Raw genomic sequence first — 23,316 nt, 5'->3', positions numbered from 1 at the left:
AGTGAGGACGCTGCCTTAGCCCGACTTGGCGGCGGGCGGCACCTTCGGGTTGCCCTTCTGCCGTTCGCGGAAGAGGGCGGCACGCATCAGGAAGATGGTGGTGATCGGCGCGGTCAGCACGATGAACAGCACGATCAGCATCGCGTGCAGGAACAGGCTGAAGCCCTGCACCGAGAAGTAGGCGATGGTGGCCACCGTCAGGCACCAGGCGCCCACCGTGGCACCCAGCGTGGGCGCATGGATGCGACGGAAGAAGGTCGGCAGGCGCACCAGGCCGAAGGAGCCGATGGCCGCGAAGGCCGCGCCCAGCACTGCGAATACCGCGGTGATGATCTCGGCCCAGAGGGGCAGGGCAGTGGCACTCATTCGATCACCTCCCCGCGCAGCAGGAACTTGGCCAGCGAGGTCGAGCCCACGAAGCCGAACAGCGCCACCAGCATCGCCGCCTCGAAGTACACGCTGCTCGCGTAGTTGATGCCGAGCACCAGCATCATCAGCATGCCGTTGATGTACAGGCAGTCCAGCGCCATCACGCGGTCTTGCGCGGAGGGGCCGGCCAGCAGGCGGAACAGGGCGCACAGCATGGCCACGGCCAGCAGGAAGAGCGCGGCCTTCAGGGCCCAGAAGAGAACAGGCGTCATGATTCGAAAATCTCCATCAGCGGACGTTCGTAGCGGGTCTTGATCATGGCGATGAAGGCCGCGTCGTCCTCGAGGTCGAACACGTGGATCAGCAGCGTGGTGCGATCGAACGAGACTTCGCCCCAGGCGGTGCCGGGCGTGAGGCACATGATCATCGCGAGCACGGCCAGGCCGTTGGGGTCGCGCATGTCCAGCGGAATCTGCACGAAGCGCGCCGAGATGTCGGCGGTGCGGCGCGTGAGCAGCAGCCGCGCCACGTCGTACGCCGACTTCAGCATGTCGAAGGTGACGAGGAACGACAGCCGCAGCGCCACGCCGGGCCGGCGCATGCGCACCCTGGCAGGCCGCAGGCCCTTGGTGATCAGCGGCACGGCAATGGCGAGCACCGCGGCCGACAGCAGCGTGGCCGCTTCGAGCGACTGGTTGAGCAGCAGCCAGATGACGAACAGCGCGAACGACAGCGGCGGGGAAGGCATCAAGCGTTTCATGGCTTGGCCTCCTCTTTCTTCGCGGGCATCGGGTTGGGCTTCTGCTTCGCGCCGAGCACGGCTTCGCGGTATGCCGTGGGCGTGCGCAGTCCGCCGGCGGTGGCTTGGGCGTGCTGCATCACGGGCTCGGCCCAGACCGTGAGCGCGACGCAGGCCGCGAGCAGGGCGGCCACCGGCAGCACCTCGAGGGCGGGCAGCGAGGGCATGGTCGGGTGATGCTGTGTCCAGAAATGGCGGATGCCGGTGCGGCTCAGTGCGATCAGCGAGAGAAAGCCGGCGACGATCAGCAGCCCGAAGAAGGTCCAGCCGGCCGTGGTGACGACCTTGCTGTCGAGCAGGCCCGAGAGCATCGCGAACTTGCCGACAAAGCCCGACAGCGGCGGCAGGCCCGCCAGCAGCAGCGTGCAGAGCATGAAGCTCAGGCCCAGGAAGGCCACGCCGGCCGGAATGGCGCGGCCGTAGAGCGCCTGCGCATCGTCGTCGAGGTTCACGTCGTTGAGCGCGCGCAGGTCTTCGGCCAGGAAGGGCGCGTTGCCCGCGGCCTCGTGCGGCGCGACGCTCATGCCCGCGTTGCGCCAGCGCTCGATCATGTCGATCAGCAGGAAGAACGCCGCCACCGCGACCGTGGAATTCACCATGTAGTAGAGCGCGCCCGCCCACACGGCCGGCTCGCCCAGCCCGACGGCGGCCAGCAGCGTGCCCGCCGACACCAGCACGCTGAAGCCCGCGAGGTTCGACAGCCGCTGCGTGCCGACGATGCCGATGGCACCCACGAACAGCGTGGCCAGCCCGACGCTCACCAGCGCGGTCTGCCCGAAGGCGGCCGAGGCGCCGGTGTCGGGCGCGAACAGCACGGTCCACAGGCGCAACACCGTGTACACGCCGAGCTTGGTGAGCAGCGCAAACACCGCGCCCACCGGCGACACGGCCGCGCTGTAGGCCGGCACCAGCCAGAAGTTGAGCGGCCACGCGCCCGCCTTGGCAAAGAACGCGGTGGCCAGGATGGCCGCGGCCGCGTGCACGAGGCCGCGGTCGCCCGGTGCGAGCTCGGCGATGCGCGCGCCCAGGTCGGCCATGTTGAGCGTGCCGGTCACGCCGTACAGAATGGCCGCGCCGATCAGGAACAGCGACGAGGCCGCGAGGTTGATCGCGATGTAGTGCAGCCCGGCGCGCACGCGCAGCTGGCCCGAGCCGTGCAGCAGCAGGCCGTACGAGGCCGCGAGCATCACCTCGAAGAACACGAACAGGTTGAACAGGTCGCCCGTGAGGAAGGCGCCGTTCAGTCCCATGAGCTGCAGCTGCAGCAGCGGATGAAAGTGCACGCCCGCGCGGTCCCAGCGTGAGGTCGAGTAGATCGACGCCGCGAAGGCGACCACGCCCGTGAGCGCGACCATCATGGTCGAGAGCCGGTCGGCCACCAGCACGATGCCGAAGGGCGCGCGCCAGTTGCCCGGCAGGTACACGCCGATGGAGCCGGGGCCGCCGCCGGTGTCGGCCGCGTTCACCCAGCGCAGCAACGCCAGCGCAGCGAGCAGGCCGATCAGGCCCGAGACCACGCTGAGGAAGGACTTGGTGCGCCGGCGGTTCTCGTTCATCAGCAGCATCAGCGCCGCCGTGAGCATGGGCACGAGGATCGGCACCGCCACCAGGTGCGGCATGCTGAATTCAAGGAAGCGGTCGAGCAGGTGGAGCACGTCGGTCATTCCACGGCCTCCCGCTCTTCACCGTCCACGTGGTCGGTGCCCGACAGACCGCGCGAGGCGAGCATCACGACGAGGAACAGGGCGGTCATCGCAAAGCCGATCACGATGGCGGTGAGCACCAGCGCCTGCGGCATCGGGTCGGCCGTGTTGGCCAGCGTGGCCTTGAAGCCTTCGACCAGCACCGGCTCGCTGTCGACCTTGAGCCGGCCCATGCTGAAGATGAACAGGTTGACCGCGTACGAGATGAGCGTCAGGCCCATGATGACCTGGAAGGTCCGCGGGCGCAGCAGCAGGTACACGCCCGAACCGGTGAGCACGCCGATGGCGATGGCCAGCACGATTTCCATCAGCGGGCCCCCCCGGTGGTGGCCGCGGCAGCAGCCGCTTCTTCGGCTTCGGCGGCGGCGCGGGCCTCCGCTTCTTTCTCTTCTTGTTCGTCGGCCCAGCGGTGGCTTCGGACGGACTGGTGGGCCAGCGCGGTGAGGATCAGCATGGTGGCGCCGAGCACCAGCGCGAACACGCCGATGTCGAAGAAGAGGGCGCTGGGCACGTGCATGTCGCCCAGCAGCGGCACGTGCAGGTGCGCGGTGTGCGTGGTCAGGAAGGGGTAGCCGAAGGCGATGGCGCCGCCGCCGGTGGCGAGCGCGAACAGCAGGCCGATGGCGATCCAGCGGCGCGGGTAGATGCGCAGGTGCTCTTCGACCCACTCGGTGCCCGAGACGATGAACTGCAGCACCAGCGCGACCGACATCACCAGCCCCGCGACGAAGCCGCCGCCGGGCGCGTTGTGGCCGCGCATGAAGAAGTACACCGACACCAGCACGGCCACCGGCAGCACCAGGCGCACCAGCACGGCCGGCACCATGAGGTAGCCGATGGCGGAGTCGGTGGCGCGGCGCGGGTTCAGCAGGTCGCTGCTGCCGTCGTCGACCTGCAGGCGTTGCTGGATGGGCAGCGCCATCGATTCGATGGCGGGCCGGAAGCGCCGCAGCAGCGCATACACGGTGAGCGCCACGATGCCCAGCACGGTGATCTCGCCGAAGGTGTCGAAGCCGCGGAAGTCGACCAGCATCACGTTGACCACGTTGGTGCCGCCGCCTTCGGTGAGCGCGCGTTCAAGGAAGAAGGGCGAGATGCTCTGCGGGAAGGTGCGCGTCATCAGGGCCCAGGCCAGCGCGGCCATGCCGCAGCCGGCGACGGTGGCCACCAGCAGGTCGCGCCCGCGGCGGCCCCAAGGCCGCAGCCGCATGCGCGCGGGCTGCACCACGTCCTTGCTGCGCATCGGCAGCCAGCGCAGGCCCAACAAAATCAGCACCGTGGTCACGGCCTCGACCACCAACTGCGTGAGCGCGAGGTCGGGCGCCGAGAACCAGATGTACGTGACGCACGAGACCAGCCCGGCGCCCGCGGCCAGCATGAGCGCGGCGAGCCGGTGGAACTTGGCCTGCCACGCGGCGGCCACGGCGCACACGCAGCCGATCAGCCAGGTCATCGCGAACATCGGCGAGAAGGGCAGCAGTTCGCGCGTGCCGCGATCGGCCGGCGTGGCCCACAGCGACGCCGCGGCGCCCGCCACGGCCACCACCACCAGCCACAGCAGCTGCCACTGCAGGCGGCGCGTGCCGAACAGGCGACGGCTGCGCCGGCCGGCTTCGCTCAGCAGCGCGATCAGGTGTTCGAAGATGAGCTGCCCGTCGAAGCGGTGCAGCAGCGGCGTGCGCTCGAGCCGGCCGGTGCCCAGCGGGCGGCGCAGCAGCAGGTAGAGCACGGCGCCGCCCGCGAGCGCGACGAAGCTCATCATCAGCGGCAGGTTGAAGCCGTGCCACACGGCCAGGCTGTAGGCGGGCAGCGTGCCGCCGACCACCGGCGTGGCCGCCGCCGCGAGCATCGGGCCGACCGACCAGGCCGGCGCCACGCCCACCACCAGGCACAGCAGCACCAGAAACTCGACCGGCACGCGCATCCAGTGCGGCGGCTCGTGCGGGGGCTTGGGCACGTCGGGGCCACAGGGCGGGCCGAAGAACACGTCGAACACGAAGCGCGCCGAGTACGCCACGCTGAAGATGCCCGCGAGCGTGGCGATGACCGGCAGGCTGAAGTCGATCCAGGGCGTGGCCTGGATGAACACCGTCTCGGCGAAGAACATTTCCTTCGAGAGAAAGCCGTTGAGCAGCGGCACACCGGCCATCGAGGCGCTGGCGATGATGGCCAGCGTGCCGGTGATGGGCATCAGCCGCATCAGGCCGCTGAGCTTGCGGATGTCGCGCGTGCCGGTTTCGTGGTCGATGATGCCGGCGGCCATGAACAGCGAGGCCTTGAAGGTCGCGTGGTTCATGACGTGGAAGACTGCAGCGACGGCTGCGAGCGGGCTGTTCAGGCCCAGCAGCAGCGTGATGAGGCCCAGGTGCGAGATGGTCGAGTAGGCCAGCAGCGCCTTCAGGTCGCGCTGGAACATCGCCGCGAAGCCGCCGAGCAGCAGCGTGATCGCGCCCGCGCCGCCGACCATCCAGAACCACTGTTCGGTGCCCGAGAGCACCGGCCACAGGCGCGCCATGAGAAACACGCCCAGCTTCACCATGGTGGCCGAGTGCAGGTAGGCCGACACCGGCGTGGGCGCAGCCATGGCGCGCGGCAGCCAGAAGTGGAACGGGAACTGTGCGCTCTTGGTGAACGCGCCGAGCAGGATCAGCACCAGCGCCACCGGGTACAGCGCGTGCGCACGGATGATGTCGCCCGAGACCAGCACGATGTCGAGCTCGTAGCTGCCGACGATGCGGCCGAGCACGAGCACGCCGGCCAGCAGGCACAGCCCGCCCGCGCCCGTGACGGTGAGCGCCATGCGCGCGCCGCGCCGCGCGTCGCGCCGGTGGTGCCAGTAGCCGATCAGCAAGAAGGAGAAGAGGCTGGTGAGCTCCCAGAACAGCACCATCTGGATCAGGTTGCCCGAGAGCACCACGCCCATCATTGCGCCCATGAACGCGAGGAAGAACGAGAAGAAGCGCGGCACCGGGTCGGAGGCCGACATGTAGTAGCGCGCATAGAGCACCACCAGCGCGCCGATGCCCAGCACCAGCATGCAGAACAGCCACGCGAAGCCGTCGAGGCGGAACACGAGGTTCAGGCCGAGGGCGGGGAGCCACTCGATCTCTTGCCTCAGCACGTTGCCGTGCGCGATCTGCGGAAAGAGCCATGCGACCTGGATGGCGCAGCCCAATGCGACGAGCCCTGCAAGGGTCGACTCCCGGTTGCGCGCGTTGGACGGCATCAACGCGGCCAGCACGCTGGCAAGAAAGGGGAGTGCGACGAGAAGGGCGAGGGGCATTGGGGGTCGATTCTATCGACCGACCCTCTGCGAAGCCCCTGGCTATAACCGCAGGAGGACGGGCAGTTTTTTCGCTGTCACGAAGCCAGCACGAGCTGCACGCTGCGGATGCCCAGCCAGGTCAGGACCAGCGAGCCGCACAGGTGCAGCAGGCCGGTGCCCAGTGCCAGCAACGGCCGTCCGCCGAGCAACAGCGCGACCACTTCGGCCGAGAAGCTCGAGAAGGTCGTGAGCCCGCCGAGGAAGCCGGTGATGAGCAGCAGTCGCCACACCGGGTCGAGCTGCGGCAGCGCCTGGAAGACGGCCACCGCCACGCCGACGAAGTAGCCGCCGACGAGGTTGGCGGCCAGCGTGCCGTAGGGCACGGGGCCGCCGGTGTTGAGCCAGAGGCCGAGGCCCCATCGGGCGAGGGCGCCGCATGAGGCGCCGAGGCAGATCGCAAGAGCCGGAAGCAGCATGGGCCTATTGTCTGCTGGTCGGTCGCTACCCCCGGGATTCAAGGCGCCATCTGCTGCGGGAGCCACGTCACCAGCTGCGGCACGAAGTAGATGAGCAGCACCGCGGCCACCATGAGGAAGAACATCGGCAGCGTGACGCGCGCGATGTAGAGCAGGTCTCTCCCGGTCATGCCCTGCAGCACGAACAGGTTGAAGCCCACGGGCGGCGTGATCTGCGCCATCTCGACCACCAGCACGATGAAGATGCCGAACCACACCGGGTCGATGCCGGCCGCGGTGACGGTCGGCATGATCACGCCCATGGTCAGCACCACCATCGAGATGCCGTCCAGGAAGCAGCCCAGCACGATGTAGAACGCGGCGAGCATCAGGATCAGCTGGAACTTCGACAGCCCCAGCGAGCCGATCCACTCGGCCAGGTGGCGCGGCAGCCCGATGTAGCCCATGGCCAGCGTGAGGAAGGCTGCGCCCGCGAGGATCAGCGCCATCATGCAGTAAAGGCGCGTGGCGCCCAGCAGCGCTTCCTTGAAGCTGTGCCAGGTGAGCGAGCCCTGCGCGGCCGAGATGACCATGGCGCCGACCACGCCCACGGCCGCCGCCTCGGTGGCCGTGGCGATGCCCGCATAGATGGAGCCCAGCACCGACAGGATCAGCAGCGCCACCGGGATCAGCGACATCGAAGCCCAGAGCTTCTCGACGAAGGGCAGCTTCGCGTCGGCGGGCGGCACCTTGTCGGGGTTGCGCAGCGCCCAGACCACGATGTAGCCCGAGAACAGCAGCGCCAGCAGGATGCCGGGGATGACGCCCGCGATGAAGAGGCGTGCAATCGACACGTCGGCGCTCACCCCGTACACGATCATGATGATCGAGGGCGGGATCAGCAGGCCCAGCGTGCCGGCGCCGGCCAGCGTGCCGATGACCATGTCGTCGGGGTAGCCGCGGCGCTTGAGCTCGGGCAGGCTCATCTTGCCGATGGTGGCGCAGGTGGCCGCGCTCGAGCCCGACACCGCCGCGAACACCGCGCAGCCCACCACGTTGGTGTGCAGCAGCCGGCCGGGCAGGGCCTGCATCCAGGGCGCGAGGCCTTTGAACATGTCCTGCGACAGCCGCGTGCGGAACAGGATCTCGCCCATCCACACGAACAGCGGCAGCGCCGTGAGCGTCCAGCTCGAGGCCGACCCCCAGATGGTCACGGCCATGGCGTCGCCGGCGGCGCGCGACGAGAAGATCTGCATGGCGATCCACGCCACGCCGGAGAGCGTGAGGCCGATCCACACGCCGCTGCCCAGGATGAGGAACAGGGCGGCGATCAGCAGGCCGGCAATGGCGATGTCACTCATGGCGCAGCGCCTCCGTTTCGGCGGCCTTGGCCGGGCGGCCGCGCCACTCGATCACGAACTCGTCGAGCGACGCGATCGCGAAGACGATGGCGCCGAGCGCCATCGACAGCTGCGGAATCCACAGCGGCGTGGCGTCGTTGCCGGTGGAGATGTCGTGGTAGTCGAGCGACTGCCAGACCAGGCGCACGCTGTACCAGGCAAAGAGCAGGGCCAGCAGCGCCGCGGCGCCCATGGCCCAGCGTTCGAGCCAGCGCTGTGCCGCAGGCGGCAGGTTCTGCATCACCAGCGTCACGCGGATGTGCTCGCCGCGCTTGAGTGTGTGCGCCAGCGCCAGGAAGCCCGCGCCGGCCATCAGGTAGCCGGCGTAGGCGTCGATGCCGGGGATGTTGAAGTGCAGCTGCCGCCCGAGGATGGAGAGCAGCACCATCACCAGCAGGCCGATCATGAAAAGCGCCGCCAGGGCGGCGGCGCTCAGGTAGAGAAAGTCCAGCGTCTTGCGCATCGGGTGCCGTGCGTGCGAAGCCGGGTCACATCTTCTTGTAGGCGTCGACGACGGCCTGGCCTTCGGGGCCGGCCTTCTCGGTCCACTCCTTGATCATGGTGTCGCCGACCTTCTTCATGTCGGCCTTGAGCTGTGCCGAGGGCACGTGCACCGTCATGCCGTTCTTCTTGAGCAGGTCGAGGTACTCGACGTTCTTCTTCTTCGAGGTGTCCCAGCCGCGCTTCTCGGCATCGGCCGCCGCCTTGAGCAGCGCCTGCTGCACGGGCTTGTCGAGCGCGTCGAAGGCCTTCTTGTTCATGAGCACCGCGTTCTTCGGCAACCAGGCCTGGGTGTCGTAGAAGTTCTTGATGTACTCGTAGGTCTTGGTGTCGTAGCCGGTGGAGCCCGAGGACATGTACGACTCGATCACGCCCGTGGCCATGGCCTGCGACAGCTCGGCCTGCTGCACGGTGACCGGTTGCGCGCCCACGAGTTCGCCGATGCGCGCGGTGGCGGGGCTGTAGGCGCGCCACTTCACGCCCTTGAGGTCGGCGGCCGAGGCGATTTCCTTCTTCACGAAGATGCCCTGCGGCGGCCATGCCACGGCGTACAGCAGCTGGATGCCTTGTTCGCCCAGCTTCTTCTCGAGCGCGGGCTTCTGTGCCTGGTAGAGCTTCCAGGCGGCGTCGTAGCTGTCGGCCAGGAAGGGGATGCCGTCGGCGCCGAACATCTGCCATTCGTTCTGGTAATTCACCAGCAGGATCTCACCGAGCTGCGCCTGGCCGCCCTGCACCGCACGCTTGATCTCGGGCGCCTTGAACAGCGACGCGTTGGCATGCACCGTGATCTTGAGCTTGCCGCCGCTGCCCTTGTCCACGTCGCTCGCGAACTGCGTGATGTTCTCGGTGTGGAAGTTGGTGGTCGGGTAAGCGGTGGGCAGGTCCCACTTGGTTTGCGCGAAGGCGGCGGCGCCGAAGGTGAGGCCCGCCAGGGCCATGCCGAACTTGTGATTCATGAACGCGCTCCGGAATGTGGTTAAAGCTGGATGAAAGAAAAGCATACGTGCAAATTCCGGGCCATTCGCTGAGGCATTTCCCTGCCATGTGGTGTCGATGCGGCACAAAGTGCGGGCGTAAAAAAACCGCCTCGGGGGCGGTTTCCTGGTTTCAGGGTGCTGTCACTGCTTGGCGGGTTTCGCTTCGGCCGCCTTGGCGGTCTTGCCCGCCTTGGCAGGTGCTGCAGCACCGTCGAAGCTCTGGCCGTTGACCGTCAGGCCCTCGGCCGACAGCTTGGCCGCGCTCTTTTCCTTCACGCCTTTCACGCGCTGCATGAGGTCGGGCCAGTCCTTGAACTCGCCTTCCTTGCGGGCATCGAGGATGCGCTTGGACAGCGAGGGGCCGACGCCCTTGAGGCCGTCGAGGTCGGCGGCGCTGCCCTTGTTGGCGTCGACGGCAGCGAACGAGACGGCCGCGAAGCACATGGCGAGCGTGGCGATGATTTTCTTGAACATGATGAAAACTCCCTCTTCAATTGTTGGTATGGCTAAGCCGACAGGAATATCGGCTTCGGCTCAACGAGAGGGCGCGCGCGGCAGTTGACGTGAAAACGGGGCCCAGGGCCCCGTGTGACGATTGTTCTGAACCGTGGTCAGAGTTCTTCCACGCGACGCGGCGGATAGCTGTCCCAGGCCTGGCAGCCGGGGCAGTGCCAGAAGTACTGGTGCGCCTCGAAGCCGCAGGCCGCGCAGCGGTAGCGCATGAGCGGGCGGGTGGCCTGGTCGAGCGCGCGTTGCACCTGCGGATGGAACTGCTCGTGCTCGAAGCGCTCGCCGGCGAGCCAGCGCGAGGCGGCGACGAGCGAGGGCTGGTGCGCGAGGTGGGCGATGTAGCTGTCGCGCGGCGTGGGCGCTTCGGTGGGCGTGTCCGCGGGCGTGGCATCGGGTGTGCCGCCGAGCGCGATCATCGCTTCGAGCACGTCGATCGACGGCGACTCGGCATAGCGTCGCTGCAGCAGCGCCAGCGCCTCGCCTTCGCGCTGCGCGGCCACGGCCGCCTTCTGCAGCGCCGCGGCATACAGCGGCAGCGCCAGCGGCGCCGTGTCGCTGAGCCCTTCGAGCGTGTCGAAGGCCGCGGCGGCTTCACCGTTGCGCAGCTGCAAGGTCGCTGTGTCGATGGCCGGCCGCGGGGCCTGCGGCGCCAAGGCCCGGGCCTGCGTGAGCAGGTCGCCGGCGCCCGGCAGGTCGCCGGCCGCGACGCGTTCGTTGGCCTGCTCACACAGGTGATGGGCGCGCCGCGTGCTGTAGCTGGCCTGGTCGGACTCGTCGAGCTTCTGCGCCACGTCGGCGGCCTGCGCCCATTCGCGCGAGCGCTCGTAGATGGCGAGCAGCGAAAGACGCGCTTCGTTCTCGTAGCGCGTGCCTTCGAGCTTCTGCAACGCCGCTTCGGCGCGGTCGAGCAGGCCGGCGCGCAGGAAGTCTTGCGCCAGCGCATGCTGTGCGCGCTCGCGGTCGGCACGGCTCAGGTCGCCGCGGCCCAGCAGGTGCTCGTGCACGCGCACGGCGCGCTGGTATTCGCCGCGGCGGCGGAATAGGTTGCCGAGCGCGAAGTGCAGCTCCTGGGTGTCGGGGTCGTTCTGCACGGCCTCGATGAAGGCGTCGATGGCCTGGTCCTGCTGCTCGTTGAGCAGGAAGTTCAGGCCGCGAAAGTAGGCCTTGGGCGCCTGCCGGTTCTCGAGCTTGAGCTGGCGGATGTCGAAGCGCGATGCGAGCCAGCCCAGCACGAAGGCGACGGGCAGGCCGATCAGCAGCCAGCTGGGATCAAAGTCCATGTTGACGTACGGCGGGAAGGTCGGTGGCCGAGATGGACGGCACGGTCGCGGAGGCGGTGGCGGCAGCCAGCGGCGCGGGCGAAGGGATTTCGGAAACCGCGGGCACCTGGGCTGCGGCAGCGCGGTGTTTCCACCAGCCGGGCAGCATGCCCAGCGCGCCGACCACGAGCCCGCCGGCAAAGGCCGCGAGCACGACGAGCACCAGCGGCGCACGCCAATGGGTTCCGAAGAAGAAGTAGACGGTCGCGTCGTGCTGGTTGTTCAGCGCGAAGGCGAAGAGCGTAAAAAAAATGGCTGCCTTGAGCAGCCACAGGAGGTATTTCATAGCTGTTCCCGTTGCCGGGAGCATTCTACGTTTGCATCCATGCGCATCAGGCCTTGCGGCCGGCGGCTTCCTTGCCTGCATCGAGCTCGGCGGTCTTTGCGTCGACGGCTTCGCGCAGCGCCTTGCCCGGCTTGAAGTGCGGCACGCGCTTCTCGGGGATCTGCACGCTCTCACCCGAACGCGGGTTGCGGCCGATGCGCGGCGGACGGCGGTTGACCGAGAAGCTGCCGAAGCCACGGATCTCGATGCGGTGGCCGCGCACCAGCGCGTCGCTCATCGCGTCCAGGATGGTCTTGACGGCGTATTCGGCATCGCGGTGCGTGAGCTGCGCGAAACGGGCGGCGAGTTCTTCGACGAGGTCTGAGCGGGTCATAGGCCAAACATAAACGAAAAACGTGGACGAAAAAAAAGACAGAGCGGCCCCGGGGGGCCTGCCTCTGTCTTCGGACTCAGCTTACTTGTTGTCGCTGTTGTCGAGCTTGGCGCGCAGCAGGGCGCCCAGGCTGGTCGTGCCCGCGTTTTCGCGTGCCGACTGCTGGCTCAGGTTGGCCATGGCGCCTTGTTCGTCAACCATGTCCTTCTGCTTGATCGACAGCTGGATGTTGCGGGTCTTGCGATCCACATTCACCACGATGGCTGTGACTTCGTCGCCTTCCTTGAGCACGTTGCGGGCATCTTCAACGCGGTCGCGCGAGATTTCCGAAGCACGCAGGTAGCCGATGATGTCTTCGCCGAGGTCGATTTCAGCGCCGCGGGCGTCCACGGTCTTGACCTTGCCGGTCACGATCTGGCCCTTGTCGTTCACGGTCGTGAACGTGGTGAACGGATCGCTGTCGAGCTGCTTGATGCCCAGCGAGATGCGTTCGCGGTCGACGTCGACAGCCAACACGATCGCTTCGACTTCCTGGCCCTTCTTGTAGTTGCGAACGGCGGTTTCGCCGGTTTCGTTCCACGAGAGGTCCGAAAGGTGAACCAGGCCGTCGATGCCGGCAGCCAGACCCACGAACACGCCGAAGTCGGTGATCGACTTGATCGGGCCCTTGACGCGGTCGCCACGCTTCGTGTTCTGAGCGAACTCTTGCCACGGGTTGGCCTTGCACTGCTTCATGCCCAGGCTGATGCGGCGCTTGTCTTCGTCGATTTCCAGGACCATGACTTCGACTTCGTCGCCCAGCGAGACGATCTTGTTCGGAGCGATGTTCTTGTTGGTCCAGTCCATTTCGGAGACGTGCACCAGGCCTTCGATGCCGGGTTCGAGTTCGACGAACGCGCCGTAGTCGGCAATGTTCGTGACCTTGCCGAACAGGCGGGTCGATTGCGGGTAGCGGCGCGAAACGCCCATCCACGGGTCGTCACCCATTTGCTTGAGACCCAGCGAGACACGGTTCTTTTCGGTGTCGAACTTGAGGATCTTGGCGGTGATTTCCTGGCCGGCCTGAACGACTTCGCTCGGGTGGCGAACACGGCGCCATGCCATGTCGGTGATGTGCAGCAGGCCGTCGATGCCGCCGAGGTCCACGAACGCACCGTATTCGGTGATGTTCTTGACCACGCCGCGGACAACAGCGCCTTCCTTCAGGGTTTCCATCAGCTTGGCGCGCTCTTCGCCCATGCTGGCTTCGACCACGGCACGGCGCGACAGCACGACGTTGTTGCGCTTGCGATCGAGCTTGATGACCTTGAATTCGAGGGTCTTGTTTTCGTACGGGGTCAGGTCCTTGATCGGACGCGTGTCGATCAGCGAGCCCGGCAGGAATGCGCGGATGCCGTTGACCAGAACGGTCAGGCCGCCCTTGACCTTGCCGCTGGTGGTGCCGGTGACGAAGTCGCCCGATTCCAGGGCCTTCTCGAGGGCGAGCCACGAAGCCAGACGCTTGGCGGTGTCGCGCGAGAGGATGGTGTCGCCGTAGCCGTTTTCAACGCTGCCGATGGCAACGGAAACGAAATCGCCGGCCTGGACTTCGAGTTCGCCCTTGTCGTTCTTGAACTCTTCGATCGGCACATACGCTTCGGACTTCAGACCGGCGTTGACGACGACGTGGTTGTGTTCGACGCGCACGACTTCGGCCGTGATGACCTCGCCGCTGCGCATTTCGGAACGCTTCAGGGACTCTTCGAATAGGTCGGCAAAAGATTCAGACATTTATGGTTCCTTCCGTCAGGCAGGGTTGGCAGGCGCTCTTGCGAAATTGCGTGCGGCTGCTGGAGGTCTGTAGACGGCGGTTAGGTTGTGGGCGTGAGCCCGGTTGGTTGAACAACCAGCAGGCCAGTGCGCTGTCGCGCGGAAGGAGCCTGCTGGAGCGGTAGGCGCCACCCGGAACACCCGGGAGACGCAAGCCCTTCAAGCGGACTTGAAGGGCTGCACTTCAATCCGCTCAAGCGGACTTGAACGGTTGAATTTCTTGCCACCAGTTCAACACCGTGTCGATCGAGTGTTCGATGGACAGCTGGGAGTTGTCGAGGTGGCGAGCGTCCTGCGCCGGCTTCAGAGGGGCGACGCTGCGGGAAGAGTCCCGGGCGTCACGTGCTTCCAAGTCGGAGCGAAGACTGTCGAGTGTAGTCGAAATACCCTTTGAAATCAACTGCTTATGCCGCCGTTCGGCGCGCTGGGCGGCACCCGCCGTGAGGAACACCTTGAGCGCCGCGTCGGGGAAGATCACGGTGCCCATGTCGCGCCCGTCGGCCACGAGGCCGGGCAGGCGCCGGAAGCGATGTTGCAGGTCTTGCAGCGCCTCGCGCACGGCCGGCAGCGCGGAGACGCGCGAGGCGTCCATGCCGGCGGCTTCGGTGCGGATGTCGTCGCTCACGTCGTCGCCAGCCAGCAGCACTTTGCCCTCGGTGAACTGCAGGGGCAGGGCAGCGGCGAGGGCGGCAATCTGCGCCTCGTTCGCGGCAGTGGCCTCCAGGCCGGCGCGGCGCGCGGCGAGCCCGGTCACCCGGTAGAGAGAGCCCGAATCGAGGTAGTGGTAGCCCAGCAGGCGCGCCACCTCGGCGGCCAGTGTGCCCTTACCCGAGGCGGTCGGGCCGTCGATGCAGATCACGGGCACCTCGGCGGCCTCGGCCACCGAGAACAGGGTTTCGAAGTAGTCGGGGAAGGTCTTGGCGACGCAGTGGGGCTCGAGGATGCGCACCGGCACGCCGGCCGGATTGAAGGCCGCGAGCGAAAAACACATGGCGACCCGGTGGTCGTCATAGGTGCGGATGCTGGCGGGCCGCCACCCGGCGGCGGGCAGCGGGTGGACGCGGATGAAGTCCGGCCCGGCCTCGACCGTGGCGCCGAGCTTCTGCAGCTCGTTCGCCATGGCGTCGATGCGGTCGGTTTCCTTCACGCGCCAGCTCGCGATGTTGCGCAGCGTGCTGGGGCCGTCGGCGTACAGCGCCATGACGGCCAGCGTCATGGCGGCATCGGGGATGTGGTTCGCGTCGAGGTCGATGGCCTTGAGGGGCCAGGCGCCGCGGCGGATTTCGAGCCAGTTCGGGCCGCTGTCGACCAGCGCGCCCATCTGTTGGGCGGCGTCGATGAAGCGGATGTCGCCCTGGATCGAGGCCGCGCCAACGCCTTCGATGCGGATGCCGTTCTGACCCGAAACGCCCGCCGCAATGGCGCCAAGTGCTATGAAATAGCTAGCAGACGAGGCGTCCGCCTCGACGTGGATCTCGCCTGGCGAGCTGTAGCGGCTGCCGGCGGGAATGGTGAAGCGCTCCCAGCCGTCGCGCTGCACTGTGATGCCGAAGCGCGCCAGCAGGTTCAGCGTGATCTCGATGTAGGGCTTGGAAATCAGCTCGCCGACGACTTCGATCACGATGTCGTTGGCTGCTGCGAGCGGCAGCGCCAGCAGCAGGGCGGTCAGGAACTGGCTCGACACGTCGCCGCGCACGCGGATCGGCGCGCCGAGCGCCAGTTCGTCGTGCGACACGGGGTGGATGCGCAGCGGCGGGTAGCCGGGGTTGCCGAGGTAGTCGATGCGGCAGCCCAACTGCGTGAGCGCGTCGACCAGGTCGCCGATCGGGCGCTCGTGCATGCGCGGCACGCCGCTGAGCTCGAACTCGCCGCCGAGCAGCGACAGCGCCGCGGTCAGCGGGCGCATGGCCGTGCCGGCGTTGCCCAGGAACAGCGGCAACAACGTCGTGCCCAGCGCTGGCGGCAACTGGCCGCCCAGGCCCGTGATGCGCAGCGAACTGTCGGCCGGCTCGATGCCGCAGCCCAGCGCGCGCAGGGCGTCGAGCATCACCCGCGTGTCGTCGGAATCGAGCAGGTCGTGGATCGTGGTGGTGCCGCTGGCGAGCGCGGCCAGCAGCAGCACGCGGTTGGAAATGCTCTTGGAGCCCGGCAGCTGAACCGTGCCGGCGGCGCCCACGAGGGGCGGAAGGTCGAGAAAGGCAGTCGAGAACATGTCAGCTGTCCTGCTGGGCCAGAGCGTCGGTGCTCGAATTCGGCCTCCAGGCGGCGCGCGCCTTGCTGGCGGCGGCGATGGATTGCTCCAGGCCTTGCAGGTCGCCGGCGGTCATCAGCGCCTCGAGGTCTTCGAGCGCCTTGCGGAAGGCCTGCGACTGTTGCAGCACCTGCTCGCGGTTGGCGAGCAGCACGTCGCGCCACATGACCGGGTCGCTGGCGGCGATGCGCGAGAAATCGCGAAAGCCCGGGCCCGCGAGGCTCAGGAAGCGGTCGCCTTGCGGCTGGCCGGTGAGGGCATTGGTGTACGCAAAGGCCAGCAGGTGCGGCAGGTGGCTCACGGCGGCGAAGGCGGCGTCGTGCTCTTCGTACGTCATCGTGATGACATTGGCGCCGATGCCGCTCCACACCTGCGAGGCGCGCTGCACATTCGAGCGCAGCGTGGTCTTGACGGGAGTCAGCACGACCTGGCGGCCGGTGAACAGCGACGCTTCGGCATGCTCGATGCCGGAGACTTCCTTGCCGGCGATCGGATGGGCTGGCACGAAGTTCGCGAATTGCTTTTGCAGGCCGTTGCGCGCGGCTTCGATCACGTCGCCCTTGGTCGAGCCGACGTCCATCACCAGCGTGTCGGCCGAGATGCCGTGGCGAATGGCCTTGAAGGTGGCCTCCGACGCGGCCACCGGCACCGCCAGCAGCACGAGGTCGGCGCCCGACACCGCCAGCAGCGCCGACGGCGCCGCCACATCGATCACGCCGAGCTGGCGCGCGCGCTCAGTGGTGGAGGGCGACTTGCTGTAGCCGACCACGCGTTTCACCAGCTTCGCGCGTTTGAGCGCGAGCGCAAAGGAGCCGCCCATGAGGCCGCAGCCGATCAATCCCAGTTGCTCGAACATCGCGTCGGTCCGTTCGGCTCAGGCTTTGATCGGGTAGGCGCCGAGCACCTTGTAGAAGGCGCAGAGGCCGCGCAGGTCGGCCAGCGCCGCCGCCACGTTGGGCTGCGAGGGGTGGCCGTCGAGGTCGATGTAGAAGTAGTACTCCCACTGGCCGGTGCGCGCGGGGCGCGACTCGAAGCGCGTCATCGACACGTTGTTGGCCTTCAACGGCACCAGCAGGTCGTGCACTGCGCCGGGGCGGTTCGGCACCGATACGATCAGGCTCGTGCAGTCCTTGCCCGAAGCCGGCGGCATGGCCAGCGTCTGCGGCAGGCAGATCACCGAGAAGCGGGTGCGGTTGTACGAGTCGTCCTGGATGGCGTGCGCCACGATGTGCAGGCCGAAGCGGGTGGCGGCGCGTTCGCCGGCCAGCGCGGCCCAGGCCGGATTCGTGGCCGCGAGGCGCGCGCCTTCGGCGTTGCTCGACACGGCGCGTCGCTCGGCATTGGGCAGGTGCTTGGACAGCCAGGTCTGGCACTGCGCCAACGCCTGCGGGTGGGCCAGCACGGCCTCGACGCCTTCGAGCGAGTTGCTGCTGCGCATCAGGTGATGGCGCACCAGCAGGCTGACTTCGCCGACGACGTGGGTGGGGGAGTGCAGGAACAGGTCGAGCGAGCGCGTGACCACGCCTTCGGTCGAGTTCTCGACGCCGACCACGCCGTACTGGGCGCTGCCCGCGGCGGTGGCGTGGAACACCTCGTCGAAGCTGGCGCAATAGATCAGGTCGGCGGCGCCGCCGAAGTACTCGATGGCGGCTTGTTCGCAGAAGGTGCCTTCGGGGCCGAGCACGGCCACGCGTTGGGGCGATTCGAGGGCCAGGCAGGCCGACATGATCTCGCGCCAGATGGCCGCGACATGGAGGTCCTTGAGCGGACCGCCATTGCTGCTTTGCATCTTGTTGATGACCGCGGCCACGCGATCGGGGCGGAAGAACGGCGTGCCTTCGCGCTTCTTGACCTCGCCGACCAGCTCGGCCACATGGGCGCGCTCATTGAGCAGGCTCAGGAGCCGTTGGTCGAGCGAGTCGATCTGCACGCGCAGATCGGCCAGGCTTTCGGAGCTGTCGGGGGAGGTGGGTGGTGTGGGGGCAGAGGCGGTCATCGGTGCGAGCAACAGGGCATGCGCCTACGCATGCGATCGCTCGAATTCTCTCATGTAGGCCACCAAGGCCTGCACCCCTGCCAGCGGCATGGCGTTGTAGATGCTCGCACGCATTCCGCCGACCGACTTGTGGCCCTTGAGCTGCAGCAGTCCGGCTTCGCGCGCACCGGCCAGGAAGGCCTCGTTGCGGCTTTCGTCGGCCAGGAAGAACGGCACGTTCATGCGCGAACGGCAGCTTGTGTCGATGCGGTTGGCGTAGAAGTCGGAGCCGTCGATGTACCCGTACAGCAGCGTGGCCTTCTCGATGTTGCGCTGCTCCATGGCGGCGATGCCGGTGAGCTCGCCTTCGGTCTGCTGCAGCAGCCACTGGAACGTGAGCCCCGCCATGTAGATGCCCCAGGTCGGCGGGGTGTTGTACATGGAGTGGTTGTCGGCCACGGTCTTGTAGTTGAACGCGCTCGGGCAGATCTCGAGCGCATGGCCCAGCAGGTCGTCGCGCACGACCACGATGGTCAGGCCGGCGGGGCCGAGGTTCTTCTGGGCGCCGCCGAAGGCCAGGCCGACGCGACTCCAGTCGACGCTGCGTGAAGCGACATGGGAAGAAAAATCGATGACCAGCGGCGCCTTGCTGCCGAGCGCGGCCAGGTCGGGGAGTTGCTGGAACTCGATGCCGTTGATGGTCTCGTTGCTGCACACGTGCACATACGAGGCATCGCCGGACAGCTGCCAGCTTGCGGGATCGGGCAGCTTGGTGTGCTGGTTGTCAGCGTTGCTCGCGGCCACGCGGGCCGTGCAGTAGCGCTGCGCTTCCTTGTGCGACTTGGCGCTCCAGCTGCCGGTGACAACGAAGTCGGCGGCAGCGCCGCGCGACAGGTTCAGCGGCACGATGGCGTTCTCGCCAAGTCCGCCACCCTGCATGAACAGGATGTGAAAGTGCGAGGGGATGGCCAGCAGCGTGCGAATGTCGGCTTCGGCCTGGGTGCAGATGGCACCGAATTCCTTGCCGCGATGGCTCATTTCCATCACGCTCATGCCGCTGCCCTGCCAATCGAGCATCTCGGAAGCGGCGCGTTGCAGCACCGCCTCCGGCATGGCAGCCGGACCGGCCGAAAAGTTGTAGGGGCGCTTGCCGGCCGGCGTCTGCTGCTGGGTCACGGTGCTTTACTTTGTCTTGGCGGGAGCCTTGGCGGCGGGCGCCTTGGCGGGAGCTGCTGCACCATCGGTGGGGGCACCGAGGGCCTTGGCGACGTTGGTGTCGAGTGCGCGCATCTTGGGTTCGATGGTGGCGCGGGTGTCGGTCACCAGCTTTTCCGTCAGTGCGGTCTGCATCTTCGGGTTCAGTTCCTGGTACTTCTTGCTCAGGGGCGAGTTGATCCAGGCCAGCAGTTGCTTGAGCTCTTCTTCGGTGAAGTTCTGCTCGAGGATCGGCGTGAGGGCGCCAGGGGCGATCTGCACGGCCTTGTCGCGCACGACCGGGTAGGCGTCGTCGAAGTACTTCTTCAGTTCGGCGTCAGCGGCCTTGGCGGCGGATTCGCGCTTGGCTTCGGGCACTTGCGTCTGCAGGTACTGCGAACCGGCTTGCGCGATGGGGGCGCTCGACTGCTCGATCAGGCCGCGTGCCAGCGACTCGATGCCGGGGCGCTGGATCTCGATGAACTGCTTGATCAGCGTGGCCTTGTCCTGGGCCATGGCGGCCATGGACGAGCCGGCGAGAGCAGCGGTCAGGAGTGCGAGCTTGAGTTGTTTTTTCACTGAGGATTCTCCGTTGAAGATGTGGAAGTGTCGTCTGCGTCCGGCTCGCTTTCGCCGACCGCGTCGTTTTCGACGATGCGTTGAAGCCCGCTGAGTTTGGCGCCTTCGTCGAGCCCGATCAGCGTGACGCCTTGCGTCGCCCGACCCAGTTCGCGAATCTCGGCCACACGGGTGCGCACGAGCACACCCTTGTCGGTGATGAGCATGATCTCATCGTCCGCATGAACGAGCGTGGCGGCAACGACCTTGCCGTTGCGCTCACTCTGTTGAATCGCGATCATGCCTTTGGTTCCGCGGCCATGACGGGTGTATTCGGTAATGCTTGTGCGTTTTCCGTAACCATTTTCGGTGGCGGTGAGCACGCTTTGCTGCTCGTCCTCGGCCACCAGCATGGCGATCACGCCCTGACCCGGCTCCAGCGACATGCCGCGCACACCGCGGGCGTTGCGGCCCAGCGGACGGACGTCTTCTTCGTCGAAGCGCACGGCCTTGCCGTTGTCGCTGAACAGCATCACGTCGTGCTTGCCGTCGGTAAGCGCCGCGCCGATGAGGTAGTCGCCTTCGTCGAGGTTCACGGCAATGATGCCGCCCTTGCGCGGGTTGCTGAATTCGTCGAGCGCCGTCTTCTTGACCGTGCCCATCGAGGTCGACATGAACACGTACTGGTCGGCCGGAAAGTTGCGCTTCTCGCCGGTGAGGGCGAGGGCGACGTTGATCTTCTCGCCTTCTTGCAAGGGGAACATGTTGACGATGGGGCGTCCGCGCGAACCGCGCGAACCCGCCGGCACTTCCCACACCTTGAGCCAGTACAACCGGCCGCGGTTCGAGAAGCACAGGATGTAGTCGTGCGTGTTGGCAATGAAGAGCTGGTCGATCCAGTCGTCTTCCTTCGTCGCCGTGGCCTGCTTGCCGCGACCGCCGCGTTTTTGTGCGCGGTACTCGCCGAGCGGCTGGCTCTTGATGTAGCCGCTGTGCGAGAGCGTGACGACCATGTCGGTCGGCGTGATCAGGTCTTCCGTCGAGAGGTCGTAGGCACTGTGCTCGACCAGGCTGCGGCGGGCGCCGAGCTTGCTTTGACCGAACTCCTGCTTGATCTCGCCGAGTTCGTCGCCAATGATGATGGAGACGCGTTCGGGCTTGGCCAGGATGTCGAGCAGGTCGTCGATCTCGGCCATGACTTCCTTGTACTCGGCGACGATCTTGTCCTGCTCGAGGCCGGTCAGGCGCTGCAGGCGCATCTGCAGAATTTCTTGGGCTTGCGTTTCCGACAGGCGATAGAGGCCATCGCCGCCCATGCCGAACTCGCGCTCGAGGCCTTCGGGGCGGTAGTCGTCGGCGTTGATCACGCCGCCGTCGGCGCGCGAACGCGTGAGCATTTCGCGCACCAGCTTGCTGTCCCAGGCGCGGGTCATCAGCTCGGCCTTGGCGACCGGCGGGGTGGGCGATTCGCGGATGATGCGAATGAACTCATCGATGTTGGCCAGTGCCACTGCCAGGCCCTCGAGCACGTGGCCGCGTTCGCGGGCCTTGCGCAGCGTGAAGACTGTGCGGCGCGTGACCACTTCGCGGCGGTGCTGCAGGAAGACCTGGATCAGGTCCTTCAGGTTGCACAGCTTGGGCTGGCCGTCGACCAGCGCCACCATGTTGATGCCGAAGGTGTCCTGCAGCTGCGTCTGCTTGTAGAGGTTGTTGAGCACCACCTCGGGCACTTCGCCGCGCTTGAGTTCGATCACCAGGCGCATGCCCGACTTGTCGGACTCGTCCTGGATGTGGCTGATGCCTTCGATTTTTTTCTCGTGCACCAGCTCGGCCATGCGCTCCTGCAGCGTCTTCTTGTTGACCTGGTAGGGCAGTTCGTCAACGATGATCGCCTGGCGCTGGCCGCGGTCGATATCCTCGAAGTGGCACTTGGCGCGCATCACGACCTTGCCGCGACCGGTGCGGTAACCGTCCTTCACGCCGTTGATGCCGTAGATGATGCCGGCGGTGGGGAAGTCGGGCGCCGGCACGATCTCCATCAGCTCGTCGATGCTGGCTTCGGGGTTGCGAAGCAGGTGCAGGCAGGCATCGACCACTTCATTGAGATTGTGCGGCGGGATATTCGTGGCCATGCCGACCGCAATACCGCCGGAGCCATTGACCAGCAAATTCGGCAGCTGGCTCGGTAAAACTTTCGGTTCTCTTTCAGAGCCGTCGTAATTGTCCTGAAAGTCGACAGTTTCCTTGTCGATATCGGCCAGCATTTCATGCGCAATTTTGGCCAGCCGGATTTCCGTATAACGCATTGCGGCGGCGTTGTCGCCGTCGACCGACCCGAAGTTGCCTTGGCCGTCGACCAGCATGTGGCGCATCGAGAAGTCCTGGGCCAGCCGGACGATGGTGTCGTAGACCGACTGGTCGCCGTGCGGGTGGTACTTGCCGATCACGTCACCGACGATACGGGCCGACTTCTTGTACGGCCGGTTCCAGTCGTTGTTGAGCTCGTGCATCGCGTACAGCACGCGCCGGTGCACCGGCTTGAGGCCGTCACGGGCGTCGGGAAGGGCCCGGCCAACGATCACGCTCATGGCGTAATCGAGGTAGCTGCTGCGCATTTCCTCTTCAAGACTGATGGGCAGGGTTTCTTTGGCGAAGGAGGTCATGAGCTAGAGGCTGGCGGCAGGAAGGCGAAATTTTACGCTGTGAGGGGTGTCGCACCGCCGCAACACAAGGGCTCTATTCCGCCTCCGTCCTACGCTTCGGGGGCGTCCAGCGGCCTGTTTGCCAAAGACCCTATGGCACAATCGTCTCAACGTTTTGGGTGGTGGTCACTTAAAGCGTCCTTGATTCGCAGCGCGGCTGCGGCTTTTTCCCCAAGAGGAGAACCATGAAGAAACTGAATAAAGTGGCGATGATGTTTGCAGTCGCTGCGCTCGCCACTGCCGCCGGCGCGCAGACCCGTGTCACCGCTGCGAACGGCGGTCCTACGATCGACAACTGGCAAAACGGCACCGGCGAACTCGTCTGGAAGAACGGCACGAACGAACTGTGCTGGCGCGATGCCAACTGGACGCCCGCAACGGCTGCCGCCGGTTGCGACGGTGCTCTGGTTCCGGCTGGCCCGGCTGCTGTGGCTCCTACGCCTGGCGCTCCGGTTGCTCCGCCTCCCGCACAAGTCGCTGCTTCGAAGGTCACCTTCGCTGCTGACGCCTTCTTCGACTTCGACAAGTCGGTTCTGAAGCCTGAAGGTCGCGCCAAGCTGACCGACCTGGTCGAGAAGATCCGTGGCGTGAACCTCGAAGTCATCATCGCTGTGGGTCACACCGACTCCATCGGTACCGACGCATACAACCAGCGTCTGTCGGTGCGTCGCGCCGAAGCCGTCAAGGCCTTCCTGGTCTCGAAGGGCATCGAACGCAACCGCGTCTACACCGAAGGCAAGGGCGAGAAGCAGCCAGTGGCTGACAACCGCACCAAGGAAGGCCGCGCCAAGAACCGTCGCGTGGAAATCGAAGTGGTTGGCACCCGCGCCAACTGATCGATCGATTCCATCGACGAATGAAAACCCCGCC

Annotated in this window: 22 protein-coding genes; 1 reads left to right on the top strand and 21 read right to left on the bottom strand. The window is 66.6% G+C overall.

Annotated features, from left to right (window positions below; all coding sequences use genetic code 11):
- Positions 1 to 15 precede the first annotated feature (15 nt).
- The 21 genes from mnhG to gyrA all read right to left on the bottom strand — a co-directional run bounded on the left by mnhG (position 16) and on the right by gyrA (position 22,407).
- Positions 16 to 366, bottom strand: coding sequence for a monovalent cation/H(+) antiporter subunit G (mnhG, locus tag AAG801_RS12660; protein ID WP_101492513.1), 351 nt, complete (start codon positions 364 to 366; stop codon positions 16 to 18).
- Positions 363 to 641: a K+/H+ antiporter subunit F gene (locus tag AAG801_RS12655; RefSeq protein ID WP_056582692.1), complete on the bottom strand. Its 279-nt coding sequence runs from the start codon at positions 639 to 641 to the stop codon at positions 363 to 365. Before AAG801_RS12655 ends, mnhG begins: the two co-directional genes overlap by 4 nt.
- Positions 638 to 1,129, bottom strand: a complete 492-nt coding sequence (locus tag AAG801_RS12650) for a Na+/H+ antiporter subunit E (RefSeq protein WP_341888687.1) — start codon at positions 1,127 to 1,129, stop codon at positions 638 to 640. Before AAG801_RS12650 ends, AAG801_RS12655 begins: the two co-directional genes overlap by 4 nt.
- Entirely contained in the window at positions 1,126 to 2,832 is a 1,707-nt protein-coding gene (locus AAG801_RS12645) for a monovalent cation/H+ antiporter subunit D (protein WP_341888686.1), read from the bottom strand. Before AAG801_RS12645 ends, AAG801_RS12650 begins: the two co-directional genes overlap by 4 nt.
- The gene (locus AAG801_RS12640) at positions 2,829 to 3,179 is read right to left on the bottom strand and encodes a Na+/H+ antiporter subunit C (protein WP_056582686.1); all 351 of its coding nucleotides are present in this window, start codon (positions 3,177 to 3,179) and stop codon (positions 2,829 to 2,831) included. The genes AAG801_RS12645 and AAG801_RS12640 overlap by 4 nt, the downstream gene beginning before the upstream one ends.
- Complete coding sequence (locus AAG801_RS12635) at positions 3,179 to 6,154, bottom strand: monovalent cation/H+ antiporter subunit A (RefSeq protein ID WP_341888685.1); 2,976 nt, start codon at positions 6,152 to 6,154, stop codon at positions 3,179 to 3,181. The genes AAG801_RS12640 and AAG801_RS12635 overlap by 1 nt, the downstream gene beginning before the upstream one ends.
- 77 nt (positions 6,155 to 6,231) lie before the next feature.
- A complete protein-coding gene (crcB, locus tag AAG801_RS12630) occupies positions 6,232 to 6,612 on the bottom strand; it encodes a fluoride efflux transporter CrcB (RefSeq protein WP_194273985.1) in 381 nt (126 codons plus the stop codon).
- A 38-nt stretch (positions 6,613 to 6,650) separates the two neighbouring features.
- A complete protein-coding gene (locus AAG801_RS12625; protein ID WP_192195690.1) occupies positions 6,651 to 7,952 on the bottom strand; it encodes a TRAP transporter large permease subunit in 1,302 nt (433 codons plus the stop codon).
- Positions 7,945 to 8,454 carry a TRAP transporter small permease gene (locus AAG801_RS12620; RefSeq protein WP_341888684.1) on the bottom strand — a complete coding sequence of 170 codons (510 nt, stop codon included), beginning with the start codon at positions 8,452 to 8,454 and terminating at the stop codon, positions 7,945 to 7,947. Before AAG801_RS12620 ends, AAG801_RS12625 begins: the two co-directional genes overlap by 8 nt.
- Positions 8,455 to 8,479: 25 nt before the next feature.
- The gene (locus AAG801_RS12615; protein WP_099795918.1) at positions 8,480 to 9,448 is read right to left on the bottom strand and encodes a TRAP transporter substrate-binding protein; all 969 of its coding nucleotides are present in this window, start codon (positions 9,446 to 9,448) and stop codon (positions 8,480 to 8,482) included.
- Positions 9,449 to 9,610: 162 nt separating this feature from the next.
- Positions 9,611 to 9,943 carry a helix-hairpin-helix domain-containing protein gene (locus tag AAG801_RS12610; RefSeq protein WP_341888683.1) on the bottom strand — a complete coding sequence of 111 codons (333 nt, stop codon included), beginning with the start codon at positions 9,941 to 9,943 and terminating at the stop codon, positions 9,611 to 9,613.
- 137 nt (positions 9,944 to 10,080) lie between these two features.
- Positions 10,081 to 11,259 (bottom strand): lipopolysaccharide assembly protein LapB, encoded by a 1,179-nt coding sequence (gene lapB, locus AAG801_RS12605; RefSeq protein ID WP_341888682.1) that lies wholly within the window; start codon positions 11,257 to 11,259, stop codon positions 10,081 to 10,083.
- Complete coding sequence (locus tag AAG801_RS12600) at positions 11,249 to 11,584, bottom strand: LapA family protein (protein WP_341888681.1); 336 nt, start codon at positions 11,582 to 11,584, stop codon at positions 11,249 to 11,251. Before AAG801_RS12600 ends, lapB begins: the two co-directional genes overlap by 11 nt.
- A 46-nt stretch (positions 11,585 to 11,630) precedes the next feature.
- Positions 11,631 to 11,957, bottom strand: coding sequence for an integration host factor subunit beta (locus AAG801_RS12595; protein WP_056582668.1), 327 nt, complete (start codon positions 11,955 to 11,957; stop codon positions 11,631 to 11,633).
- 81 nt (positions 11,958 to 12,038) lie between these two features.
- Positions 12,039 to 13,727: a 30S ribosomal protein S1 gene (gene rpsA, locus AAG801_RS12590; protein WP_056582667.1), complete on the bottom strand. Its 1,689-nt coding sequence runs from the start codon at positions 13,725 to 13,727 to the stop codon at positions 12,039 to 12,041.
- Positions 13,728 to 13,959: 232 nt separating this feature from the next.
- Positions 13,960 to 15,978, bottom strand: coding sequence for a bifunctional 3-phosphoshikimate 1-carboxyvinyltransferase/cytidylate kinase (locus tag AAG801_RS12585; protein WP_341888680.1), 2,019 nt, complete (start codon positions 15,976 to 15,978; stop codon positions 13,960 to 13,962).
- Position 15,979: 1 nt separating this feature from the next.
- Entirely contained in the window at positions 15,980 to 16,873 is an 894-nt protein-coding gene (locus AAG801_RS12580; RefSeq protein WP_341888679.1) for a prephenate dehydrogenase/arogenate dehydrogenase family protein, read from the bottom strand.
- A gap of 18 nt (positions 16,874 to 16,891) precedes the next feature.
- Complete coding sequence (gene pheA, locus AAG801_RS12575) at positions 16,892 to 18,013, bottom strand: prephenate dehydratase (RefSeq protein WP_341888678.1); 1,122 nt, start codon at positions 18,011 to 18,013, stop codon at positions 16,892 to 16,894.
- 24 nt (positions 18,014 to 18,037) lie between these two features.
- Positions 18,038 to 19,168 (bottom strand): 3-phosphoserine/phosphohydroxythreonine transaminase, encoded by a 1,131-nt coding sequence (gene serC / locus AAG801_RS12570; RefSeq protein WP_341888677.1) that lies wholly within the window; start codon positions 19,166 to 19,168, stop codon positions 18,038 to 18,040.
- A gap of 6 nt (positions 19,169 to 19,174) precedes the next feature.
- Positions 19,175 to 19,765, bottom strand: coding sequence for a DUF2059 domain-containing protein (locus AAG801_RS12565; protein ID WP_341888676.1), 591 nt, complete (start codon positions 19,763 to 19,765; stop codon positions 19,175 to 19,177).
- On the bottom strand, positions 19,762 to 22,407 hold the full coding sequence (gene gyrA, locus AAG801_RS12560) for a DNA gyrase subunit A (protein ID WP_192195697.1): 2,646 nt from the start codon (positions 22,405 to 22,407) through the stop codon (positions 19,762 to 19,764). Before gyrA ends, AAG801_RS12565 begins: the two co-directional genes overlap by 4 nt.
- 224 nt (positions 22,408 to 22,631) lie before the next feature.
- Between gyrA and ompA the strand changes: the two genes are divergently transcribed.
- Positions 22,632 to 23,282, top strand: a complete 651-nt coding sequence (gene ompA / locus AAG801_RS12555) for an outer membrane protein OmpA (RefSeq protein ID WP_101492498.1) — start codon at positions 22,632 to 22,634, stop codon at positions 23,280 to 23,282.
- Positions 23,283 to 23,316: the final 34 nt, after the last annotated feature.

The organism is Variovorax sp. YR752, assembly GCF_943372545.1.
The sequence above is the reverse complement of the archived record's forward strand: the minus strand, read 5'-3'. Positions and strand labels throughout refer to the sequence as shown.

What these genes read in the sequence shown, in the direction of transcription:
- mnhG (WP_101492513.1), bottom strand. Translation starts at nt 366, where the DNA reads ATGAGTGCCACTGCCCTGCCCCTCTGGGCCGAGATCATCACCGCGGTA.
- AAG801_RS12655 (WP_056582692.1), bottom strand. Translation starts at nt 641, where the DNA reads ATGACGCCTGTTCTCTTCTGGGCCCTGAAGGCCGCGCTCTTCCTGCTG.
- AAG801_RS12650 (WP_341888687.1), bottom strand. Translation starts at nt 1,129, where the DNA reads ATGAAACGCTTGATGCCTTCCCCGCCGCTGTCGTTCGCGCTGTTCGTC.
- AAG801_RS12645 (WP_341888686.1), bottom strand. Translation starts at nt 2,832, where the DNA reads ATGACCGACGTGCTCCACCTGCTCGACCGCTTCCTTGAATTCAGCATG.
- AAG801_RS12640 (WP_056582686.1), bottom strand. Translation starts at nt 3,179, where the DNA reads ATGGAAATCGTGCTGGCCATCGCCATCGGCGTGCTCACCGGTTCGGGC.
- AAG801_RS12635 (WP_341888685.1), bottom strand. Translation starts at nt 6,154, where the DNA reads ATGCCCCTCGCCCTTCTCGTCGCACTCCCCTTTCTTGCCAGCGTGCTG.
- crcB (WP_194273985.1), bottom strand. Translation starts at nt 6,612, where the DNA reads ATGCTGCTTCCGGCTCTTGCGATCTGCCTCGGCGCCTCATGCGGCGCC.
- AAG801_RS12625 (WP_192195690.1), bottom strand. Translation starts at nt 7,952, where the DNA reads ATGAGTGACATCGCCATTGCCGGCCTGCTGATCGCCGCCCTGTTCCTC.
- AAG801_RS12620 (WP_341888684.1), bottom strand. Translation starts at nt 8,454, where the DNA reads ATGCGCAAGACGCTGGACTTTCTCTACCTGAGCGCCGCCGCCCTGGCG.
- AAG801_RS12615 (WP_099795918.1), bottom strand. Translation starts at nt 9,448, where the DNA reads ATGAATCACAAGTTCGGCATGGCCCTGGCGGGCCTCACCTTCGGCGCC.
- AAG801_RS12610 (WP_341888683.1), bottom strand. Translation starts at nt 9,943, where the DNA reads ATGTTCAAGAAAATCATCGCCACGCTCGCCATGTGCTTCGCGGCCGTC.
- lapB (WP_341888682.1), bottom strand. Translation starts at nt 11,259, where the DNA reads ATGGACTTTGATCCCAGCTGGCTGCTGATCGGCCTGCCCGTCGCCTTC.
- AAG801_RS12600 (WP_341888681.1), bottom strand. Translation starts at nt 11,584, where the DNA reads ATGAAATACCTCCTGTGGCTGCTCAAGGCAGCCATTTTTTTTACGCTC.
- AAG801_RS12595 (WP_056582668.1), bottom strand. Translation starts at nt 11,957, where the DNA reads ATGACCCGCTCAGACCTCGTCGAAGAACTCGCCGCCCGTTTCGCGCAG.
- rpsA (WP_056582667.1), bottom strand. Translation starts at nt 13,727, where the DNA reads ATGTCTGAATCTTTTGCCGACCTATTCGAAGAGTCCCTGAAGCGTTCC.
- AAG801_RS12585 (WP_341888680.1), bottom strand. Translation starts at nt 15,978, where the DNA reads ATGTTCTCGACTGCCTTTCTCGACCTTCCGCCCCTCGTGGGCGCCGCC.
- AAG801_RS12580 (WP_341888679.1), bottom strand. Translation starts at nt 16,873, where the DNA reads ATGTTCGAGCAACTGGGATTGATCGGCTGCGGCCTCATGGGCGGCTCC.
- pheA (WP_341888678.1), bottom strand. Translation starts at nt 18,013, where the DNA reads ATGACCGCCTCTGCCCCCACACCACCCACCTCCCCCGACAGCTCCGAA.
- gyrA (WP_192195697.1), bottom strand. Translation starts at nt 22,407, where the DNA reads ATGACCTCCTTCGCCAAAGAAACCCTGCCCATCAGTCTTGAAGAGGAA.
- ompA (WP_101492498.1), top strand. Translation starts at nt 22,632, where the DNA reads ATGAAGAAACTGAATAAAGTGGCGATGATGTTTGCAGTCGCTGCGCTC.